The organism is Acinetobacter sp. AOR43_HL (genome assembly GCF_027854635.1).
Lineage (GTDB): Bacteria > Pseudomonadota > Gammaproteobacteria > Pseudomonadales > Moraxellaceae > Acinetobacter > Acinetobacter pittii.
Window position 1 is genome coordinate 106,537 of the sequence record NZ_JAKTHX010000036.1, and the last position, 18,431, is coordinate 124,967.

Annotated in this window: 20 protein-coding genes; 8 read left to right on the forward strand and 12 right to left on the reverse strand. The window is 39.4% G+C overall.

Going from position 1 to position 18,431, the window contains the following annotated elements:
* Position 1 precedes the first annotated feature (1 nt).
* Positions 2-1,015, reverse strand: a complete 1,014-nt coding sequence (locus MKL33_RS18335) for a methyltransferase (protein WP_270907488.1) — start codon at positions 1,013-1,015, stop codon at positions 2-4.
* 63 nt (positions 1,016-1,078) lie between these two features.
* On the reverse strand, positions 1,079-2,437 hold the full coding sequence (locus MKL33_RS18340; RefSeq protein ID WP_002116159.1) for a uracil-xanthine permease family protein: 1,359 nt from the start codon (positions 2,435-2,437) through the stop codon (positions 1,079-1,081).
* Positions 2,438-2,615: 178 nt separating this feature from the next.
* On the opposite strand from MKL33_RS18340, the gene typA reads away from it, so the two are divergent.
* The 3 genes from typA (at position 2,616) to MKL33_RS18355 (ending at position 5,618) form a co-directional block, all read left to right on the forward strand.
* A complete protein-coding gene (gene typA / locus MKL33_RS18345) occupies positions 2,616-4,451 on the forward strand; it encodes a translational GTPase TypA (protein WP_002116501.1) in 1,836 nt (611 codons plus the stop codon).
* A 255-nt stretch (positions 4,452-4,706) separates the two neighbouring features.
* On the forward strand, positions 4,707-5,138 hold the full coding sequence (gene mscL, locus MKL33_RS18350) for a large conductance mechanosensitive channel protein MscL (protein ID WP_270907489.1): 432 nt from the start codon (positions 4,707-4,709) through the stop codon (positions 5,136-5,138).
* A gap of 135 nt (positions 5,139-5,273) precedes the next feature.
* Positions 5,274-5,618: a gamma-glutamylcyclotransferase family protein gene (locus MKL33_RS18355; RefSeq protein WP_270907490.1), complete on the forward strand. Its 345-nt coding sequence runs from the start codon at positions 5,274-5,276 to the stop codon at positions 5,616-5,618.
* A gap of 14 nt (positions 5,619-5,632) precedes the next feature.
* On the opposite strand, the gene MKL33_RS18360 is transcribed toward MKL33_RS18355, so the two are convergent.
* Both MKL33_RS18360 and mutM read right to left on the reverse strand, forming a co-directional pair.
* Positions 5,633-5,923 carry a peptidylprolyl isomerase gene (locus MKL33_RS18360; protein WP_270907491.1) on the reverse strand — a complete coding sequence of 97 codons (291 nt, stop codon included), beginning with the start codon at positions 5,921-5,923 and terminating at the stop codon, positions 5,633-5,635.
* Positions 5,924-5,942: 19 nt separating this feature from the next.
* Positions 5,943-6,767, reverse strand: a complete 825-nt coding sequence (gene mutM / locus MKL33_RS18365) for a bifunctional DNA-formamidopyrimidine glycosylase/DNA-(apurinic or apyrimidinic site) lyase (RefSeq protein WP_119684671.1) — start codon at positions 6,765-6,767, stop codon at positions 5,943-5,945.
* 75 nt (positions 6,768-6,842) lie between these two features.
* Between mutM and MKL33_RS18370 the strand changes: the two genes are divergently transcribed.
* The 4 genes from MKL33_RS18370 to MKL33_RS18385 all read left to right on the forward strand — a co-directional run bounded on the left by MKL33_RS18370 (position 6,843) and on the right by MKL33_RS18385 (position 11,772).
* A complete protein-coding gene (locus MKL33_RS18370) occupies positions 6,843-7,409 on the forward strand; it encodes a DNA-3-methyladenine glycosylase (protein ID WP_032038267.1) in 567 nt (188 codons plus the stop codon).
* Between the two features lie 134 nt (positions 7,410-7,543).
* A complete protein-coding gene (locus MKL33_RS18375) occupies positions 7,544-9,673 on the forward strand; it encodes a TonB-dependent receptor family protein (protein ID WP_206243062.1) in 2,130 nt (709 codons plus the stop codon).
* Between the two features lie 9 nt (positions 9,674-9,682).
* Positions 9,683-10,792 carry an NADH:flavin oxidoreductase/NADH oxidase gene (locus MKL33_RS18380; RefSeq protein WP_270907492.1) on the forward strand — a complete coding sequence of 370 codons (1,110 nt, stop codon included), beginning with the start codon at positions 9,683-9,685 and terminating at the stop codon, positions 10,790-10,792.
* A 56-nt stretch (positions 10,793-10,848) separates the two neighbouring features.
* Positions 10,849-11,772, forward strand: coding sequence for an AEC family transporter (locus MKL33_RS18385; protein ID WP_270907493.1), 924 nt, complete (start codon positions 10,849-10,851; stop codon positions 11,770-11,772).
* A 31-nt stretch (positions 11,773-11,803) separates the two neighbouring features.
* Here MKL33_RS18385 and MKL33_RS18390 read toward each other — a convergent pair whose 3' ends face one another.
* From MKL33_RS18390 to MKL33_RS18405, 4 genes are all read right to left on the reverse strand, one after another.
* Complete coding sequence (locus MKL33_RS18390) at positions 11,804-12,628, reverse strand: tetratricopeptide repeat protein (RefSeq protein WP_270907494.1); 825 nt, start codon at positions 12,626-12,628, stop codon at positions 11,804-11,806.
* Positions 12,629-12,812: 184 nt separating this feature from the next.
* Positions 12,813-13,523 (reverse strand): DsbC family protein, encoded by a 711-nt coding sequence (locus tag MKL33_RS18395; RefSeq protein WP_068930940.1) that lies wholly within the window; start codon positions 13,521-13,523, stop codon positions 12,813-12,815.
* Positions 13,524-13,669: 146 nt separating this feature from the next.
* Positions 13,670-14,392: a CAF17-like 4Fe-4S cluster assembly/insertion protein YgfZ gene (ygfZ, locus tag MKL33_RS18400; protein ID WP_270907495.1), complete on the reverse strand. Its 723-nt coding sequence runs from the start codon at positions 14,390-14,392 to the stop codon at positions 13,670-13,672.
* Between the two features lie 59 nt (positions 14,393-14,451).
* The gene (locus MKL33_RS18405) at positions 14,452-14,568 is read right to left on the reverse strand and encodes a hypothetical protein (RefSeq protein ID WP_002116161.1); all 117 of its coding nucleotides are present in this window, start codon (positions 14,566-14,568) and stop codon (positions 14,452-14,454) included.
* A gap of 38 nt (positions 14,569-14,606) precedes the next feature.
* On the opposite strand from MKL33_RS18405, the gene MKL33_RS18410 reads away from it, so the two are divergent.
* Positions 14,607-15,059 (forward strand): SRPBCC family protein, encoded by a 453-nt coding sequence (locus MKL33_RS18410; protein ID WP_270907496.1) that lies wholly within the window; start codon positions 14,607-14,609, stop codon positions 15,057-15,059.
* Between the two features lie 45 nt (positions 15,060-15,104).
* On the opposite strand, the gene MKL33_RS18415 is transcribed toward MKL33_RS18410, so the two are convergent.
* The 4 genes from MKL33_RS18415 to rutC all read right to left on the reverse strand — a co-directional run bounded on the left by MKL33_RS18415 (position 15,105) and on the right by rutC (position 18,417).
* Positions 15,105-15,977 (reverse strand): NAD(P)-dependent oxidoreductase, encoded by an 873-nt coding sequence (locus tag MKL33_RS18415; RefSeq protein WP_270907497.1) that lies wholly within the window; start codon positions 15,975-15,977, stop codon positions 15,105-15,107.
* Positions 15,978-15,992: 15 nt separating this feature from the next.
* The gene (gene rutG, locus MKL33_RS18420) at positions 15,993-17,345 is read right to left on the reverse strand and encodes a pyrimidine utilization transport protein G (protein ID WP_032056680.1); all 1,353 of its coding nucleotides are present in this window, start codon (positions 17,343-17,345) and stop codon (positions 15,993-15,995) included.
* A gap of 31 nt (positions 17,346-17,376) precedes the next feature.
* Positions 17,377-17,967, reverse strand: coding sequence for an NADH-dependent FMN reductase RutF (rutF, locus tag MKL33_RS18425; protein ID WP_270907498.1), 591 nt, complete (start codon positions 17,965-17,967; stop codon positions 17,377-17,379).
* 66 nt (positions 17,968-18,033) lie between these two features.
* Entirely contained in the window at positions 18,034-18,417 is a 384-nt protein-coding gene (gene rutC / locus MKL33_RS18430) for a pyrimidine utilization protein C (RefSeq protein ID WP_005072774.1), read from the reverse strand.
* Positions 18,418-18,431: the final 14 nt, after the last annotated feature.

Consider the following 18,431-nt stretch of genomic DNA (forward strand, 5'->3'; position numbering starts at 1 on the left):
GTTATGCACAGGCATATAACACCTTAAAGCCTTGATGATCAGTTTTAATCTGACACTGACCAAAGTGCTTCTCAATTAAGATCGGATAGTTTAAAAAACGGTTTGCTACAATCCATAGCTCACCTGATGCCTTTAAATGTTTTTTAGCGTTCTGGCAGAGTCCTTCACTTGCATCATAGTTGGTATGAATACCCTGATGAAAAGGGGGATTACTGACAATGGCATCGAGTTCTGTTGGAGCGTCTGCAATTCCTGTAACAGGCTGCAATCTCAACTGGTCTGAACCTATTCCATTTCGACTAAAAGTCATTTCCGTTGACCGTAAAGCGAAAGCATCAATATCTAGGGCATGAATAATATTACTTGAATTTATTTTTGCCAAATAGCAACTGATAATTCCAGCACCACACCCGAAGTCGGCAATTCTACCTGATTTCACCTGATTAAGATAAGGGAGTAAAACAGCAGTTCCGACATCTAGATGATTTTGGCTAAACACACCGGGAAGGGCACAAATCGTAAGCTCTTGTTCATTAACATGAACAGTGTAAGTTTTAAGCCAACTTTCGAGAGGTTTAATTTGTTCTGTTTTTTCAATCTTTAAGTGCCATAGCTGACAGTGGCGTGCACTATCGAGTTTAAGTACTTTGCCGAAGCTTTGTAGTTGTTTGGCAGCGCGTTCAACACCACCTTTTTTTTCACCTACTAAAAAAACAGACTGAGCAGTTTTAAGATTGCTCATTACGACATGCAGTATGTAATTTAACAGTTCTTTAGATTTGGGAACAAAAATGACGGCTTGATCGAATTCTTGTAATGGAAACTCAACTGAGAAATGCGCATTTGTTCCACTATTTATAAAGCTCTGGTAGTCAGCATGGTTCCATGTCCAGACTGAAGCATCAATATCAGCTGGTAGTTGACTGACTAGGGCATCACTCGGTGCATTAATTAACAAGACTCTACCTTTTAAATAGTCTTGTTGTCTCAATACCACTTCACTTCTAGGATCCATGTACATCTCTCATGAAGAAGAATGCCCAGTGGAAACTGGGCAGTAATCAAAATTAAAAAATAGTTATTTGTGTGTTTCAGGAAGTACAACATTTAAAATTAATGCTGCTATACCGCCTGTCGCTACGCCAGAGCTAAAAATATTTTTAAATAATTCTGGTAGATGTTCCAAAATTTGAGGAACTTGAGCAACACCCAAACCTAATGCAAGTGAAATTGCGATAATTAAAAGTGCTCGGCGATCAAGGTGAATAGATGAGAGAATGTTAATGCCTGATGCAGCTACGGCACCGAACATTACCATCACAGCGCCACCTAATACCGCCTGTGGTACGGCTTGTATTACACCAGCTACTGCTGGAAATAAACCTAATAAAATAAGTAAAGCAGCAATCCAGATACCCACATAACGGCTAGCTACACCAGTGAGTTGAATTACACCATTATTTTGAGCAAAAACAGAACTAGGGAAAGTATTAAATAAGCCTGCGAGTAAAGAGTTTGCACCATTCACTAAAACACCGCCTTTAATGCGTTTCATCCATTCCGGACCATTAACGGGTTGGTTTGAAAGTTTACTGGTCGCAGTCACGTCACCAATCGCTTCTAAAGAGGTCACCAAATAAATGAATGCCATTGGAATGAATAAGCCCCAAGAAAAACTTAAACCAAAGTGCATCGGCGTTGGAATCTGTACAAGAGGCGCATCTTTAATACCTGAGAAATCTAGGTAACCCATAAATCCTGCAAGAATGTAACCAATCACTAAAGCAATTAAAATTGCTGAGCTTTTAATCCACACCACTCGGATACGGTTTAGCACAATAATAATAGCAAGTACGGTACATGACATAATAAGGTTGTCTGCACTTGCAAAAGTATGGTCTTGCATCGCTTGGTAGCCACCACCCATACTAATCAAGCCTTCCTTAATAAGCGTTAAGCCAATTAATAAAACAACAATTCCAGTCACCAAAGGAGTAATTAGTCTTTTTACCCATGGAAGAATTTGCGAAACACCCATTTCAATAAAGGAGCCAGCAATGACTACACCAAAAATTGCAGCCATAACTTGGTTTACAGGCGTTCCTGCGGCAACCATTGCACTACCAATACCAATAATTGGACCAATAAAGTTAAAGCTTGTGCCTTGTACAATCAGAAGGCCAGCACCAAATGGACCAACTTTTTTACATTGTAGGAACGTAGCAATACCTGAAATCACCAAAGACATCGATAAAATCATGTTGGTTTCAGTGCGTGATACACCTAAAGCTAAACAAATTAAAAGCCCAGGTGTAACAATTGGTACAATAATCGCAAGCAAATGCTGGAAAGCTGCTAAAAAAGCGATCAGTGGTTTTGGTCGATCATCTAAGCCATAAACAAGGTCAAGATGGTCTTGAGAGTGTTGATTGGACATGGGTGTCGGTCCGCCGCAATTTTGCAAATTGGCGCTATTCTAATCGAGATACCTATCTTTACAAAACGAAATACAGGCTATTGGAAAATTTTTTTGTCAATGTCAATAAACTGTCACTACTCAAGAGTAGTGTTTTTCTGTATAATTTGCCCTCAAATTTCAGGCGTTTCGAATTTTCATGTCAGATATCAAAAATCTCCGTAATATCGCAATTATTGCGCACGTCGACCACGGGAAAACCACACTTGTCGATAAACTACTTCAGCAATCTGGTGCTCTCGGTGAACGAGCAGGCGAGATTGAGCGTGTCATGGACTCAAATGCGCTTGAAAGTGAACGTGGTATTACCATTCTTGCAAAGAACACTTCTATTACTTGGTTAGATAAACGTACTGATACAACTTACCGTATCAACATCGTGGATACCCCGGGACACGCCGACTTCGGTGGTGAAGTAGAACGTGTTATGTCGATGGTTGACTGCGTATTACTTTTAGTTGACTCTCAAGAAGGCCCAATGCCACAAACTCGCTTTGTGACACAAAAAGCCTTTGCTCGTGGTTTAAAACCAATTGTTATTATCAACAAAGTTGACAAACCAAGTGCGCGTCCAGATTGGGTTATTGATCAAGTATTTGATTTATTCGATAACCTTGGCGCAACTGATGAGCAATTAGATTTCCCGATCGTTTATGCATCAGGTTTACGTGGTGTAGCGGGTCCTGCTCCAGAAGAACTTGCAGAAGACATGACCCCGTTGTTCGAAACGATTGTAGACATCGTTGAACCACCAGCAGTTGATGTTGATGGTCCATTCCAAATGCAGATTTCATCACTTGACTATAACAGCTTCGTAGGTGTTATCGGTGTTGGTCGTATTCAACGTGGTTCCGTAAAATTAAATACTCCTGTTACTGTAATTGACAAAGAAGGCAATACACGTAACGGTCGTATCTTAAAAATCATGGGTTACCATGGTTTAGAGCGTATTGATGTTGAATCAGCATCTGCTGGTGATATCGTATGTATTACTGGTATCGACGCACTTAACATTTCTGACACGATTTGTGATCCGAAAAATGTTGAAGCATTACCAGCTTTATCTGTAGATGAACCTACAGTATCTATGACTTTCCAAGTAAACAACTCTCCGTTTGCTGGTAAAGAAGGTAAGTTCGTAACTTCACGTAATATCCGTGAACGTCTTGATCGCGAATTAATTCATAACGTAGCTTTACGTGTTGAAGACACTGACAGTCCAGACCGTTTCAAAGTATCTGGCCGTGGTGAACTTCATCTTTCAGTTTTAATTGAAAACATGCGTCGTGAAGGTTTCGAAATGGGCGTATCTCGTCCACAAGTAATCATCAAAGAAATTGATGGTGAAAGACAAGAGCCTTACGAAAACGTAACTTTTGACGTTGAAGAACAGCATCAAGGTGCTGTAATGGAACAAATGGGTCACCGTAAAGGCGAGATGACCAATATGGAAGTTGACGGTAAAGGCCGTATCCGTATTGAAGCAACTGTACCTTCACGTGGTTTGATTGGTTTCCGTTCTGAATTCTTGACCATGACTTCTGGTACAGGGATCATGACTTCAAGCTTCTCGCATTATGGTCCTGTTAAACAAGGTACTGTTGCGAAACGTCAAAACGGTGTATTGATCTCTATGGTTCAAGGTACTTGCTTGGGCTATGCATTGTTCAGTTTACAAGACCGTGGTCGTTTATTCGCTAAACCACAGTTAGAAGTTTACGAAGGTATGATCGTGGGTATTAACTCTCGTTCAGACGATATGGTTGTAAACCCGACTAAAGCGAAACAATTAACTAACGTTCGTGCATCTGGTACAGATGATGCTTTAACTTTAGTACCTGCAATTGAATATACGCTTGAACAAGCGCTTGAATTCATTGAAGACGACGAATTAGTTGAAGTAACACCTAAATCAATCCGTATCCGTAAGCGTTATTTGACTGAAAATGAACGTAAACGTAACCGTGATAAATAATTTTTCTTAATTGAAAAAGAAAAAACCGCTAAATTAATTTAGCGGTTTTTTTAATCGTTATATTTGAAATTAAAGTAAGCTTAAAATCATATTTTTCTTGTAAACGAATATGTTGTTAAAGTGTGAAATAGCTTTCTTTTTTTGATAAAAATATTAAATTATCAATATCATGGCGAGAACTATCTAATTCGATAAGATGCCAATGAAAAAGAAAAATATGACGTGTTTCTGCCCCCGACATCTGGAGATGTTTAGATGAGTATTATTCAAGAATTTAAAGAATTTGCCGTTAAAGGCAATATGATGGATTTAGCCATTGGTGTGATTATTGGTGGTGCTTTTGGCAAAATCGTGGACTCTTTAGTAAAAGATATTATCATGCCACTTATCACTGTAATTACTGGCGGTGGTGTTGATTTTTCACAAAAATTCATTGTATTAGGTGCAAACCCTAATAGCTTACAATCTTTAGATGCTTTGCAAAAAGCAGGTATTAATGTTTTAACTTATGGTAATTTCCTCACCATTTTAATTAACTTTATTATTCTGGCGTGGGTTGTGTTCTTAATGGTGAAATTATTAAATAAACTTCGCCGTAATAAAGAAGAGCCAGAGGCTCCAGCTGCAACTCCAGAAGACATTCAATTGTTGCGTGAAATTCGTGATGAGTTAAAAAAGCAAGCTTAATAAGATTTGAAATAAAAAACGGTGCCTTGAGTACCGTTTTTTATTACTTAGTATTTTATGTTGTACTAAAACTATTGGTAACATTGCCAGTAGAGAGAATTTCAACTCAGCATATTGTAAAAGGTATATAAATTAATGAATCAGCTTTTTGTGTATGGCACTTTATGCCCGAATAAAGCCAATGCTCATATTTTAGAGCAGATTGGTGGTAACTGGACGAAAGCTAGTGTACGAGGAGTGATTCATATTTTAGATTGGGGGCCAGACAAAGGTTTAAAAGCGCTTGAGTTAGATTCGCAAGCAGATTGGGTACAAGGCTATTTATTTAGCTCTGAAAAATTGGCTGAAAATTGGCAGATGCTTGATGACTTTGAAGGTTTTCAATACCAGCGTGTCATTGCAAATATAAAATTAGAATCAGGTGAATATGTTAAAGCCTGGACATATCAGCTGAATGCACAGGCTTCTGAAAAACCATAGTTAAAATTATGGAATCAGCGTAAGCTACCCATTCTAAATTTAACTTCTAAAAGATGATAGCCAAACTGGCTTTTAATAGGGCCTTGCAACACGCGTTCAGCAGCCGTAAAAACAATTTTGTCGATGATGGGTACTAATTGACCTTTTTTGACTTCACCAAGTTCACCGCCACGTTTTGCTGAATTACAGGTAGAGTATTGCTTGGCAAGTTTGGCAAAGTCTGCACCACTTTGAAGCTTCTTTTTTAGCTGCTCAGCTAAGTCTTTATCTTTGACTAAAATATGTCGGACAATTGCTGTTTGCATGTTGTCTTCCTCCAAAAAATTAAGGCTTTCTCAGCTTTTTAAGCGGTTGGCACTGTGGGCAAAATACGCTGGCACGCTGACCAAGTTTTAAGTTTTCTAATGTGGTTTCACAGTTCACGCACATTTCTCCAGCACGACCATACGCGAGCAAGGTTTGCTGAAAATAACCATTTTCACCCATGGCATTGCTGTAGTCTCGTAATGTAGAGCCACCTAGATCAATGGCCGACTTTAAAATGCGCTTAATCTCGACAACAAGTTTCTCAATTTGTTGCATGCTTAAGTCACCAGCAGGCTGTGCAGGGTGAATACCAACATTAAACAAACTTTCAGTTGCATAAATATTGCCTACACCGACGACTACATGATTATCCATGAGTGCAATTTTTATGCCGACAGATTTATTCTTGAGTTTTGAAGCTAAATATTCTGCATGAAAGTCGGGACTTAAAGGTTCAGGCCCTAAAGTATCTATGAGTTTGCCTTGAGTCTCGTGGTTAAGCCAAAGAATACAACCAAAACGGCGAGGGTCATGGTAACGTAATTGCTGATCTTCAAATTGAATAATCAGATGATCATGCTTTCTCAGTTCATCATTTGGCTCGGTCAGACGAAAACTTCCTGACATACCTAAATGCCAAAGCATTTGATCTTGTTCAAACTCTGCCAAAATATATTTTGAACGTCGATTTAACCCGATGAGACGTTGTCCGACAAGTTTCTGAACATCAGCTGGTATAGGCCAGCGTAAGCTAGGATTGCGTACTTCAACACTTAGAACTTTTTGATTCAATAAGGGAAATAAACTGGTTTTGGTGGTTTCGACTTCGGGTAACTCAGGCATGCCAACTCGCAGAATTAACAGATATACTGGATTAATCAAGTATAACGTGTGGTATGTAATATTTCAGAGATTACTATGTCAGATATTTTACCATTAAGCTGGTTTCAACGTGAAACCTCAGAAGTGGCTTATGATTTAATCGGTTGCGTATTGTGTAAACGACAACCTGACGGCCAAGTGATCCGCTGTACAATTAGTGAAACTGAAGCTTATTTGGGCGTTCGTGATAAAGCTTGCCATAGTTACAATGACAAACGCACCGCTCGAACAGAGGTAATGTATTGCCCTGGTGGCACAATTTACGTCTATTTAATTTATGGTATGTATGAAATGCTCAATCTTATTACTCAGACAAAAGGTGTGCCTGAAGGGGTAATGATTCGTTCTGCATTCTTAAATGGTGCTTCAACCAAAAAAGAATATAAGCTTTTAGCTGGACCCGGCAAATTGACACGCTATTTAGGGATTGATCGGACTTTAAAAGGACAAACCTTGGGAGAGGAGTCTGGACTGTGGGTTGAAGCAGCATCAACGCAACCAGAAGTTGTTTTAACACCACGGATTGGAATTGATTATGCCGAAGAAGCAAAACATTGGCCTGAACGATATTGCTGGAAAGATCATCCATCTTTGAGTCGATAATTTTAATCTGGAAATCAGTTTTTAGATATCGAGGAAGATTGTTCCAGATTTACAACAATGCAGATCGAATTCAATATCCAGACAAGACACCGCTTTTTGTTATCATAACTACAATATAAATAAAGGAAATAAGCATGTCCTTATTACGCTTAGACCGACTGCATTACTGTATTTTGATGAGTATGGGCTGTATTTCTAGCCCACTTGTTTGGGCAGAAGATTTAACACAAGGCGTAACTGTATTGCCAACATTACATGTGGAAGCAACCCGTACAGATACAACCTATTTGCAGACACCAGCTTCGGTTTTTCGGATAGATGCACCTCAAGTTGATACTTCTTCACAAGTAAATTTAACCGAAGTTGTGAAAGGTGTACCGAGTTTACAGATTCGTAATCGTGAAAATTATGCCCAAGATTTACAGCTCTCTATGCGTGGTTTTGGTGCACGTTCTACTTTTGGTGTCCGTGGTATTCGCCTTTATGTAGACGGTATTCCTGCAACAATGCCGGATGGACAAGGCCAAACGTCTAATATCGATTTAAGTAGTCTGGACCATGTTGAAGTTCTAACAGGACCTTTTTCTTCACTTTATGGAAACTCATCGGGCGGGACAATTTTAACGTCTACTAAAGAAGGGCAAGGAAAAGGTTCAATTGAGCTGAGTTATTCGGGAGGCAGCCACGATAAAAGCCGAGCGGGACTCGTGCTACAAGGTGGAGCAAAGGGTGCGAATGAACCAAGCTATGTTATTAGTTCATCATACTTCGATACTGATGGTTACCGAGAACATAGCGGTGCAGAAAAAGTACTAAATAATGCAAAGCTCAGTTGGAATCTTGATGATGGAAGTAAAATCAATTGGGTAACCAACTATGTCAAAATTCATGCAGACGACCCGCAGGGTTTAACGCATGACCAGTGGAATGCTAATCCAAAGCAACAAGTTCCATTTTTAAAGCAATTTAATGTCCGTAAAGATATTGAACAGACCCAAACAGGGGTGACATGGTCTAAGCCTATTAATGATAAAAATGAACTCTATGCCATGGCATATTTAGGTAATCGCCAAGTCACTCAATATCAATCTATACCTAAATCAACACAAGATGCCAGCATCAATCATGCCGGCGGGGTAATTGATTTTGAACGTGATTATTATGGTGCTGATTTCCGTTGGATGGGCAAAGAGTTACTTCCCAATACTACTCTAAGTGTTGGTGTTGCACTCGATGCAATGGATGAAGATCGTAAAGGCTATAATAATTTTGTAATGGTAAATGGTAAAGAATCTTATGGCATCAAAGGTAATTTGCGTCGTGATGAAGATAATACTTTGTGGAATATCGATCCCTATTTACAAGCATCATGGCAGTTCTTACCAACTTGGCGTTTAGATACGGGCGTTCGCTATAGCAATGTCCATTACAAATCTAAAGATAACTATTTAAGTAATGGCGACGATAGTGGTAAGACTGATTACAGTAAAGTTTTGCCTTCGGCTGCTTTAAGCTGGCAAATTTTACCTGAACTCATGGCCTATGTGAGTTATGCCAAAGGATTTGAAACGCCAACTTTTACTGAAATGGCATATCGCCCAGATGGAGAAAGTGGTTTTAATTTTGATTTAACCGCATCCACAAGCGATACCTATGAAACAGGCTTAAAATCACAAAACCAATTAGGTGATTTTACTTTGGCAGTTTTTCAAACTAAAACCAAAGATGACATCGTTTCAGCAGGAAACTCAAATGGCCGATCAACCTTTCGTAATGCAGATAAAACCTTACGTGAAGGCGTAGAGTTTGCATGGAATAAAAAGTTGTGGCGAGATTTAACAGCGACTGCTAGCTATACATATTTAGATGCAACTTTTGATGCTGATATTCCAGCTTTAGGAAGTATTGCTCAAATCCCATCAGGCAATGCCATCCCTGGAATTGCTAAAAATCAAGCTTATGCCTCTTTGGCTTGGCAGCCATCGCATGGTCTATATGGTGGTGTAGATGTACAGTATATGGATAAAGTATACGTGAATGATACCAACAGTGACGCAGCGCCAAGCTACAGTGTAACCTCAGCTAATGTGGGTTATGCATGGGTAATAGGCGACTGGAAAGTGAATAGCTTTGCCCGTGTAGATAACCTATTTGATAAAAACTATGCAGGTTCAGTGATCGTAAATGATGGTAATGGACGTTACTTTGAACCAGCGGATGGGCGTAACTGGAGTGCAGGTTTACGTGTAATTAAGCAATTCTAGGAATTAAAAATGGCAAAATTATTTGAAACGGTTAACTTTGGTTCACTACAACTGGTCAATAGAATTGTAATTGCTCCGATGTGCCAATATTCGGCTACAGATGATGGTGAAATTACTTATTGGCATGAACAGCAATGGGCAAATTATGCATTGTCTGGTGCAGGCCTTTGTATTGTAGAAGCAACAGCTGTACAACCTGAGGGTCGGATTAGCTATGCTGACCTTGGGCTCTGGAATGATCAGCAACGTGACCAGATCAAAGCGTTGTTAGCTAAGGTTCATACACTTTCACCGATGCCATTTGGAATTCAGTTAGCTCATGCAGGGCGTAAAGCATCTACTGAAAAACCGTGGTTAGGTAAAGGTCAGATTGCAAAAAATCAGCCTCATGGATGGCAAACGGTTGCTCCAAGTGAAAGTACCTTTTCTGTTCATGATGCAGCGCCCCATGCTTTGACTATTGCTGAGATTAAACAAGTTCAGCAAGACTTTGCAGCGGCTGCAAAACGTGCTGTAGAAGCTGGATTTGAGTTGATTGAAGTTCATGCTGCACATGGTTATTTACTACATCAATTCTTATCGCCAATTGCCAATCAGCGTACTGATGAATATGGCGGTTCTTTAGAAAACCGTATGCGTATGACCCTTGAAGTTCTTCAGGCAATTAAACTCGCTGTACCAGAAGGTTATCCTGTTGGTGTTAGGCTGTCTGCGACCGATTGGTTGGAGAGCATTGAGCATTGGGATGTTGAATCTACGGTTGGTTTATCAAAAGCTTTAGAGCAATTGGGCGCAGCCTATGTGCATGTGTCTAGTGGTGGTCTGCACGAGCATCAATCTATTACGATTGGGGCAGGTTACCAAGTTCCATTTGCCGAACAAGTCAAAAAGCATGTGTCTATTCCTGTCATTGCTGTAGGATTAATTACTGAGCCAGAACATGCCGAACAAATTTTGGAAAACCAACAAGCCGATGCCATAGGTCTTGCCCGTGCAATGTTATATGACCCAAGATGGCCTTGGCATGCAGCAGCGGCTTTAGGGGCAGAAGTGAAAATTGCACCTCAGTATTTACGTTGCCAACCACATGGATTAAAGCAGCTTTTTAACTCTTTTTAATTGTATTGGGCAAAGTTATCTTTGCCCATTTTTCTTTCGTGAAGTGAGGACGGTCAGTGGTTTTTCAGGTTATTTTACCTATCTTGATATTGCTATTGATGGGCTATATATGTGTCCTCATCAAATTGGTAACACCTGAACAGATCAGGGCGCTTAGCGCATTTGTAATTAAAATTTCCTTACCGGCTTTTTTAATTCACTCATTGGCAAATAAAAACTTACAAGACATTTGGCACCCAGCTTATTTTCTTGCTTATGGTGGCGGGTCTTTAATTTTATTTTTCTTTGCTTTTATTCTCTATCGAAAATATTTTAAAAATAGCTTAACCCATAGCGCCGTCATATCGATGGGGGCATCTATGTCCAATACTGGATTTATGGGAACAGCTATTCTAACCATGTTGATAGGTAATCACGCTGCAATTTATATTTCTTTAACACTCATCATTGAAAATTTATTGATTGTGGCATTGATGCTCATTTTGGCCGAAGCTGGTTTACATCAACAACAAAATCTTTTACCACTTTTAAAACAGACTTTTTTAAACTTACTCAAGAATCCTGTCATTATCGCTATTTTGGTTGGGATGGGATGCATTCTTTTAGATGTTAATCTTCCTGCGACGCTTGATCAGTCTTTAGAGTTACTTGGACGTACAGCTTCGCCTTTAGCCTTGTTTGCAATTGGTGGAAGTTTAGTAGGTATTGGAATAACAACGGTAAATATAGAAAGCGTTTTGTTAGCGACCTTTAAAGTTGTACTAATGCCATCTGTTATTTTTGCACTTTTTTTAATAACTCCAAATGTAAGCCGTGAAATGCTTTACGCAGGAACATTAATCGCTGCTTTACCGATGCCGATTGCTTTCGGCATTTTTGGACAAGCCTATGGCTTAAATGAAAAGGCGTTAACACCACTTATGATTAGTACAATTGTTGGTTTTATTGGTGTGAGCTGGCTTATTGCTTTGTGGTGGTAAAAGAAAAGCCCCATAAGGGGCTAATTACTTACTATTTTTTAGGCGCTGGCTGTGCGGGAGCATTTGTAGCCTGTTTGCTCTTTTCTGCAATAATTTTATCAACCGAAGCTAACGATTCTTTAGCGTTAGGCACATTTTGATTGGCAAGTTCAGTAAAGATCTTTTTAGCCTGCGGTAGGTTTTGCGGAATGATATTGCCATTCGCCATCATGGTTGCTAAAGCCATCGACGCAGGCGCATAGCCTTTTTGTGCAATTGACTGTAAAGCTTCGATACCTTGGCGTTTCATTAAAGGATTTTTATTTTCAACACCTTGGCTAATGTCATAGAGTGCTTTGACCTGAATAGCAGGATAGTTACCTTTTCGAATTAAAGGCGCCAATTTTTGAAGGGCAATTTGATGTGACTGTGGTTTTTTTTGAGCAAATAAAATTGTCGCAATTTTCACAGTTGCATCCTCAGAACCTTGAGCCGATGCCTTTTGAATATATTGACTGAATTTGTTGCTATCTTTCGCAACGCCTAATTCACCAGTCTCATAAATTTGTGCAAGTGTGTAACTCGCTTGGGCGTAACCTTTATTTGAAGCATCCTCATAATATTTAAGAGCTTTAGAAGAGTCTTTTGCTGTACCTTGGCCCATTTGAGTCATATAGCCTAAGTTATAGATGGCTTGGGCATTACCTGTTTGGGCGAGGCGTTGCATTTCTTGAAATGCAGCAGAATAATTTTTTGCTGCGTAGAGTTGTTCAGCTTGTTTGAAAACATCGGTTTTAGCAGCAGTCGCTGTGTTATCAGCTGCAAAAATTGATGCACTTGAAAGGGTGATTAGGCTTGCGATTAGTAATTTCTTCATTTCTTTTTAACCTTTTACTTCGTAGCTACATCATTCCATTGATGCATGAAAGAGTCTCAATTTCTCATCATAAATATTGATTGATGAAAGTAAACAGCCGATTTGTATATAAAGCACTGCACTTTGGGCAAATTGTGGAGAAAAAATACCCACTCACATTCATATAACGGAGTGGGTAATATTGTTATTTTGCAGTCTGGAGTAATGCTTCAATTTGTTTGGCATCACTTGGTACACCAGAGAGTCTTTGGCCATCTTGCAAGAACAGGGTAGGTGTTCCATCAATATTTAATTTTTGACCTAAAGCGATATTTTTCTGAATTGGGCTTGAACAACTTTTGCTATTAGTCGGCAATTTGCGATTAAGCATATAGTTTGTCCAAGCTTCTGCCGGATTTTTTGAACACCAGATTTGATTTGAAACTTTTTCAGCATTTGGATGCAAACTAGTAAGAGGGTAAAGGAACACATATACGGTTACGTTATCAACCCCAACCATATTTTGTTCTAGACGCTGGCAATATGGGCAATCTGGGTCACTAAAGACATAGATTGTACGTTCACCTTTACCTTTTACATATTTAATCGCCTGATTTAATGGCAAGCTTTTAACGTCAATCTTACCCAATTCGGCAATACGTTCTTCAGTCATATTTTTTTGTTGTTTGATGTCGACTAAATTACCGACAAAAAAGTACTTCGCATCTTGATTGGTATAAACAATGCGGCCGCTTGTATAGACTTCATAAATACCTTGCACAGGCGATTGATAAACACCCTTTACAGGCAAATCGGGATAATTCGTCTTAAGATTTTGTTCAAGTGTTTTAACATCAGCGTGAGCAGAACCGAAAATAGCCAGACTCAACATGAGTGTAGCAAGTTTAGTTTTCATCTTTTTTCTCTTGAATTTCAACAGGGCTAATGATGGCATATAAAGCTTAAAAAATTGACGTTCTAATCTAATGAAATCATTAGTGTTTTGTATCTATAAAAAAGCCCACTAACTTAGCAGTGGGCAGTTTGAACTAATAAAAGTTATTATTGTGGTCTTGCTACGTCGCCACTTAAAGCTTCTGGTAACTCAAGAACTTGAATCCCTAACTCTTGAAGAGCAGCAGGTTTAGCTATAACTAAAGCAAGATAGCCTTCATCATTTGCAATACTATTGACGACTTCAACATCGTTATTTAATTGAGTTGCTGAAGCAGGTGCTTCACCTGTACCTTGCACAAGATGTAACCAGTGTTTTGGTTTTGCTTTAAACCAAAGACGCGCCACAATTTCTTGGCCTAAGTAACAGCCCTTGTCGTAATTGACGCCTTCGCGTTGATGTAAACGTAATTCCTGTGGTTGGAATTCATGTTCAGTAGCCTGTGTAATCCAAGCTTGACCAGTCATAATGGCTTGTTTTTGCCATTCTGAAATATCAGTTTCAGCAGTAGTGAATTCAGTTTGATGATCCTCAACTTTTGGGAACACAGTGCCTTGTTCATTTAAAGTCATTTTTGAAAAGGCACCATACTTTTTAATATGCTTGGCGAACTCTTCAGCTTGATCTTGAGTAACTACAATTTCAAAACTTTCAGGATTAATCTTCTTTAGCCACAGCCCAAAGTGAATACGACCTTTAAGATCACAAATGGCTGTATAGCGAGTTGTATTTTCAGCTAAACGTTCAGTATCTACAGTAACTTGGCCTTGTAAAAACTTTTGTGCATCTACACCGTTTAAAGCATATGAGGAGAAAGCGAGCAGACTCATGGTTAATCTCAAATTCAATATGTTTCTTTATGATTGCTGACTATTTTGCTCCATTTTTACTAAAAAATCAGCCATAGTTTTCGTAATTTGAGTTTGTCCTGAAGTTGGCTTTTTTGTTTAAAAAAACACCAAAAATATACGTTCGGATAAATCGGAAGGTTTAAGCTAATAGCCATAATTTCGATAATTTAAAAGAAATTAAAATAAGGAGAATATGATGGCAACAGGTACAGTGAAATTTCATCGCGTGTTTAAGGCACCAGCCGAGCGAGTCTATCGTGCATTTTTAGATCCAGATGCTTTAGTCAAGTGGTTACCGCCCCACGGTTTTACTGCGAAAGTTCATAGTTTTGATGCAAATGTTGGTGGCTCATACAAAATGAGTTTTACCAATTTTTCAACAGATTCAACACATGCTTTTGGCGGAACATATGTGGAATTAGTTCCAAATGAACTAATTCGCTACAACGATCAATTCGATGACCCAAATTTACCTGGGACTATGCAGGTTACTATTACATTAAAAAGCGTATTGGTAGGTACAGAAGTGCATATTACGCAAGAAGGAATACCGGAAGTTATTCCTGTAGAAGCTTGTTATTTAGGGTGGCAAGAATCCCTATCTTTGCTTACCTTATTGATTGAAGCTGAAATTCCAGATCAATAAAGTCACTCTACTTTCTTATAAAAGAGTAGGTCACGCGACCTACTCTTAACATAGTTCTAATTGGTTTTGTTGTTCCAATAGCTTAACTATGGCTGAAAAATCAACTTGTTGTGCATCGGGTTTGGAAACCTGATTAAACTGTTGCTGAATAAGATTAAAAGCTGGGAGTTCCAAATTATTTTGAGTAACGAGATTTAGTGCAATTCCAATATCCTTTTGTAATAAATCTAATGCAAAAGTTTTTTCAAATTTGCGGTTTAAAACGCGTTGCATCATGATGTGTTCTGAAACATTACTTTTGCCGCTAGAGTGGTTAATGCAGTTCATTGCGGAGTGTAAATTTACGCCTTGGGATTTAAGGATACTTAATCCCTCTGCCAACGCCCAAAGATGTGTTGCCATTAACGTATTATTAATAGCCTTTACTGCAAAGGCAGCACCACTTTCGCCGACATATTCAACTAAATTAGCAAAGGCTTGAATGATTGGTTTTGCTCTTTTAAAAGCAGACTCGTTACCTCCGACCATTACCGTGAGAGTTCCTCGTTCAGCCCCAATCGTTTGTCCTGAAACTGGTGCATCTAAATAATCAACTCCACTTAATTTGAGCTGTTGGCTGAGTTTTCTTGCAGTCTCTGGCACACCGCTAGTGCAATCCACCCAAATACAGCCTTGTTTTAGTTGAGAATTCGCAATTAAATTTTCTACATCTTGGCTAGTCGGTAGGCATGAAAAGATAATATCTGCTTGTAGAGCTTGTGTCAGGTCTACAGCCTCCGTACCAAAGGTTTGTTCATGTTGCTTTGCTTTAGCAAAAGTACGATTCCAAACATAGACTTGGCTACATACTTGGGTTAAATGGGAAGCCATGTGCCATCCCATTGCACCTAAACCGATAAATGAAACACTTTGAATCAAGGAGTTTCTCCAGAATTAGAGATGTGGGACAGAATTAAGCGGTTCTACTGATTTTTCAATAGATTGACTTTCAGATTTTTCCGTTCTGTTGAGTAATAGGTTAAGCACAATTGCTGCAAGTGTCGCAGTTCCAATACCCCCTAGGTCAAATGGCCCAATATGTAGGCTTAAATTACCAGCACCCATAATCAGGCTGACTGCTGCAATAATTAAAGTACTATTTTTGGTGAAATCAACTTTGTTATCGATCCAAATTTTTGCTCCAGCCACAGTAATTAAACCAAAGACAACAATGGATGCACCGCCTAATAAAGCGACAGGGATGGTACTAATGATTGCTCCAAATTTAGGAGATAGACCGAGTAGAATTGCAAATAGTCCCGCAACCACAAAAATAGTCGTTGAATAGACTTTAGTTACAGCCATTACTCCAATATTTTCAGCATAAGTCGTCATGCCTGTACCACCAACAGAAGCTGATAAACTTGTACAGATACCATCTGCAAAAAAAGCACGCCCCATATATGGCGATAAATTACGTTCTGTCATGGCAGAAACCGCTTTAAAATGTCCCAAGTTTTCAGCGACTAAAATAAGCGCAACAGGTGCAATCAATAAAATAGCTTTGGCATTAAAAACAGGTGAGTGAAAAGTGGGTAGGCCAAACCATGCAGCTTGACTGATTGCATTAAAATCGATGGGTTTGCCTAACCCTAAGATATTGGTGAGTAGAAAATAAATAAAATAAGCACTGATGAGCCCGATGAGTAATAGAAGGCGGCGAATCATACCTCTTGTAAAAACAGCAACAGCACTAATGCATAAAATGGTAATGACTGCCATCCACGTGTCAAAGCTATTTGTCGAAACGCTTTTAATTGTTACAGGTGCAAGGTTTAAACCAATAATCATGACAATTGCACCAGTGACCACGGGTGGCATGAGTTTTTCAATCCATGCAGTTCCAGTTTTCATCACAATTAAACCGATGCATGCATAAACCAAACCGCAAATGATTGTACCGCCAAGCGCCACAGCTAAATTGGGATTTGATCCAACCCCTGCATAGCCTGTGGCGGCAGCGACTGCGCCAATAAACGCGAAGCTTGATCCTAGATAGCTGGGCATACGCCCACCTGTAATTAAAAAGAACAAGATGGTGCCAATACCAGTAATAAAAATGGTGAGGTTCGGATCAAAGCCCATGAGTAACGGAGCTAAAACAGTTGCTCCGAACATAGCAAAAGCATGTTGTAACCCCAAAACAATACTTTTACCGGGAGGGAGATATTCATCAATTTGTACGGGAGTTTCTAAATTACCTGTGTGTGGCTTAAATTTAGGAAACCAAGATTCTTTTGTTCGCATAACAGATCCTCTTTTTCATTTTTTATCTGCATTAGCATGCTGTTTGTAATTCGCAATAACTGCGGTTGAAGTACATAAGTGCATTAAGTCCACTTTGGTGTTTCATTGCTTTGACTGCACAAAACAAGACGTCATGACTACCGATACTCATGCTTTGTACAATTTCACAATCAAATGACACCAAGGCCTCATTCAAAATCGGAGAACCAGTGAGTAGCCTGCTCCATTCCCCATGGGCAAAGCGTTCTGGCATTGGTGTTTTTCCGCCGAATATTGTAGATAGCGTACTTTGATGGGCAGCTAAAGTATTGACACAAAGCACCTCGTTTTGTTTAAAAGTATTAAAAACTGATGCTGAGCGATTGAGACAAACCAATAGTGTCGGTGGTGTATCGGTTACGCTACATACAGCGGAGGCTGTAAAGCCAGCCTGTCCCGCAGGTCCATCTGTCGTGATGACATTCACTGCTGCTCCAAGATTTGCCATGCCTTGTCTAAAAGTATGCTGATCTACTTCTAAGTGTGTTGAGCATGTTTGAGCCTGCTGAATAGCAGATGGAGTTAAAACCTGTTTCTCTTCTCTTTTTTGCATGATTGCTCTCCAACCCCAATGCATGATCATTACAATGAATCGAGGCTAAAACATCACATCAGTTATGATGCTGAAGGTTTTTATCAGTGACATCGTTTATCCCACATGGGCAATCGATGCAATTTCAATTAAGGCATCGGGTTTCACCAAGCCGCACTGGATACAAAAGCGAGCAGGTTTGTCACCCGGAAAATATTCTGCATATACCGTATTCACTGCGCTATAGTCCGCCCAATCTTTAATGAAAATGGAATTGAACGTTACGTCATCCATGGTGCCACCCGCAGTTTCAATCACTTTTTTGATTGTTTCTAAAATATGGCGAGTTTGTCCGGCAGCATCACCAATACAAACCACATTATTATTTTCATCAAAAGCCAATGTGCCTGAGACATACACAATATTGTCTGCTTTGGTTGCAGGAACATAGGGTGCAAGTGGTGCCGATGTTCCTTCAGGAATAACAACTTGTTTAGACATAAGATGCTCCAAAT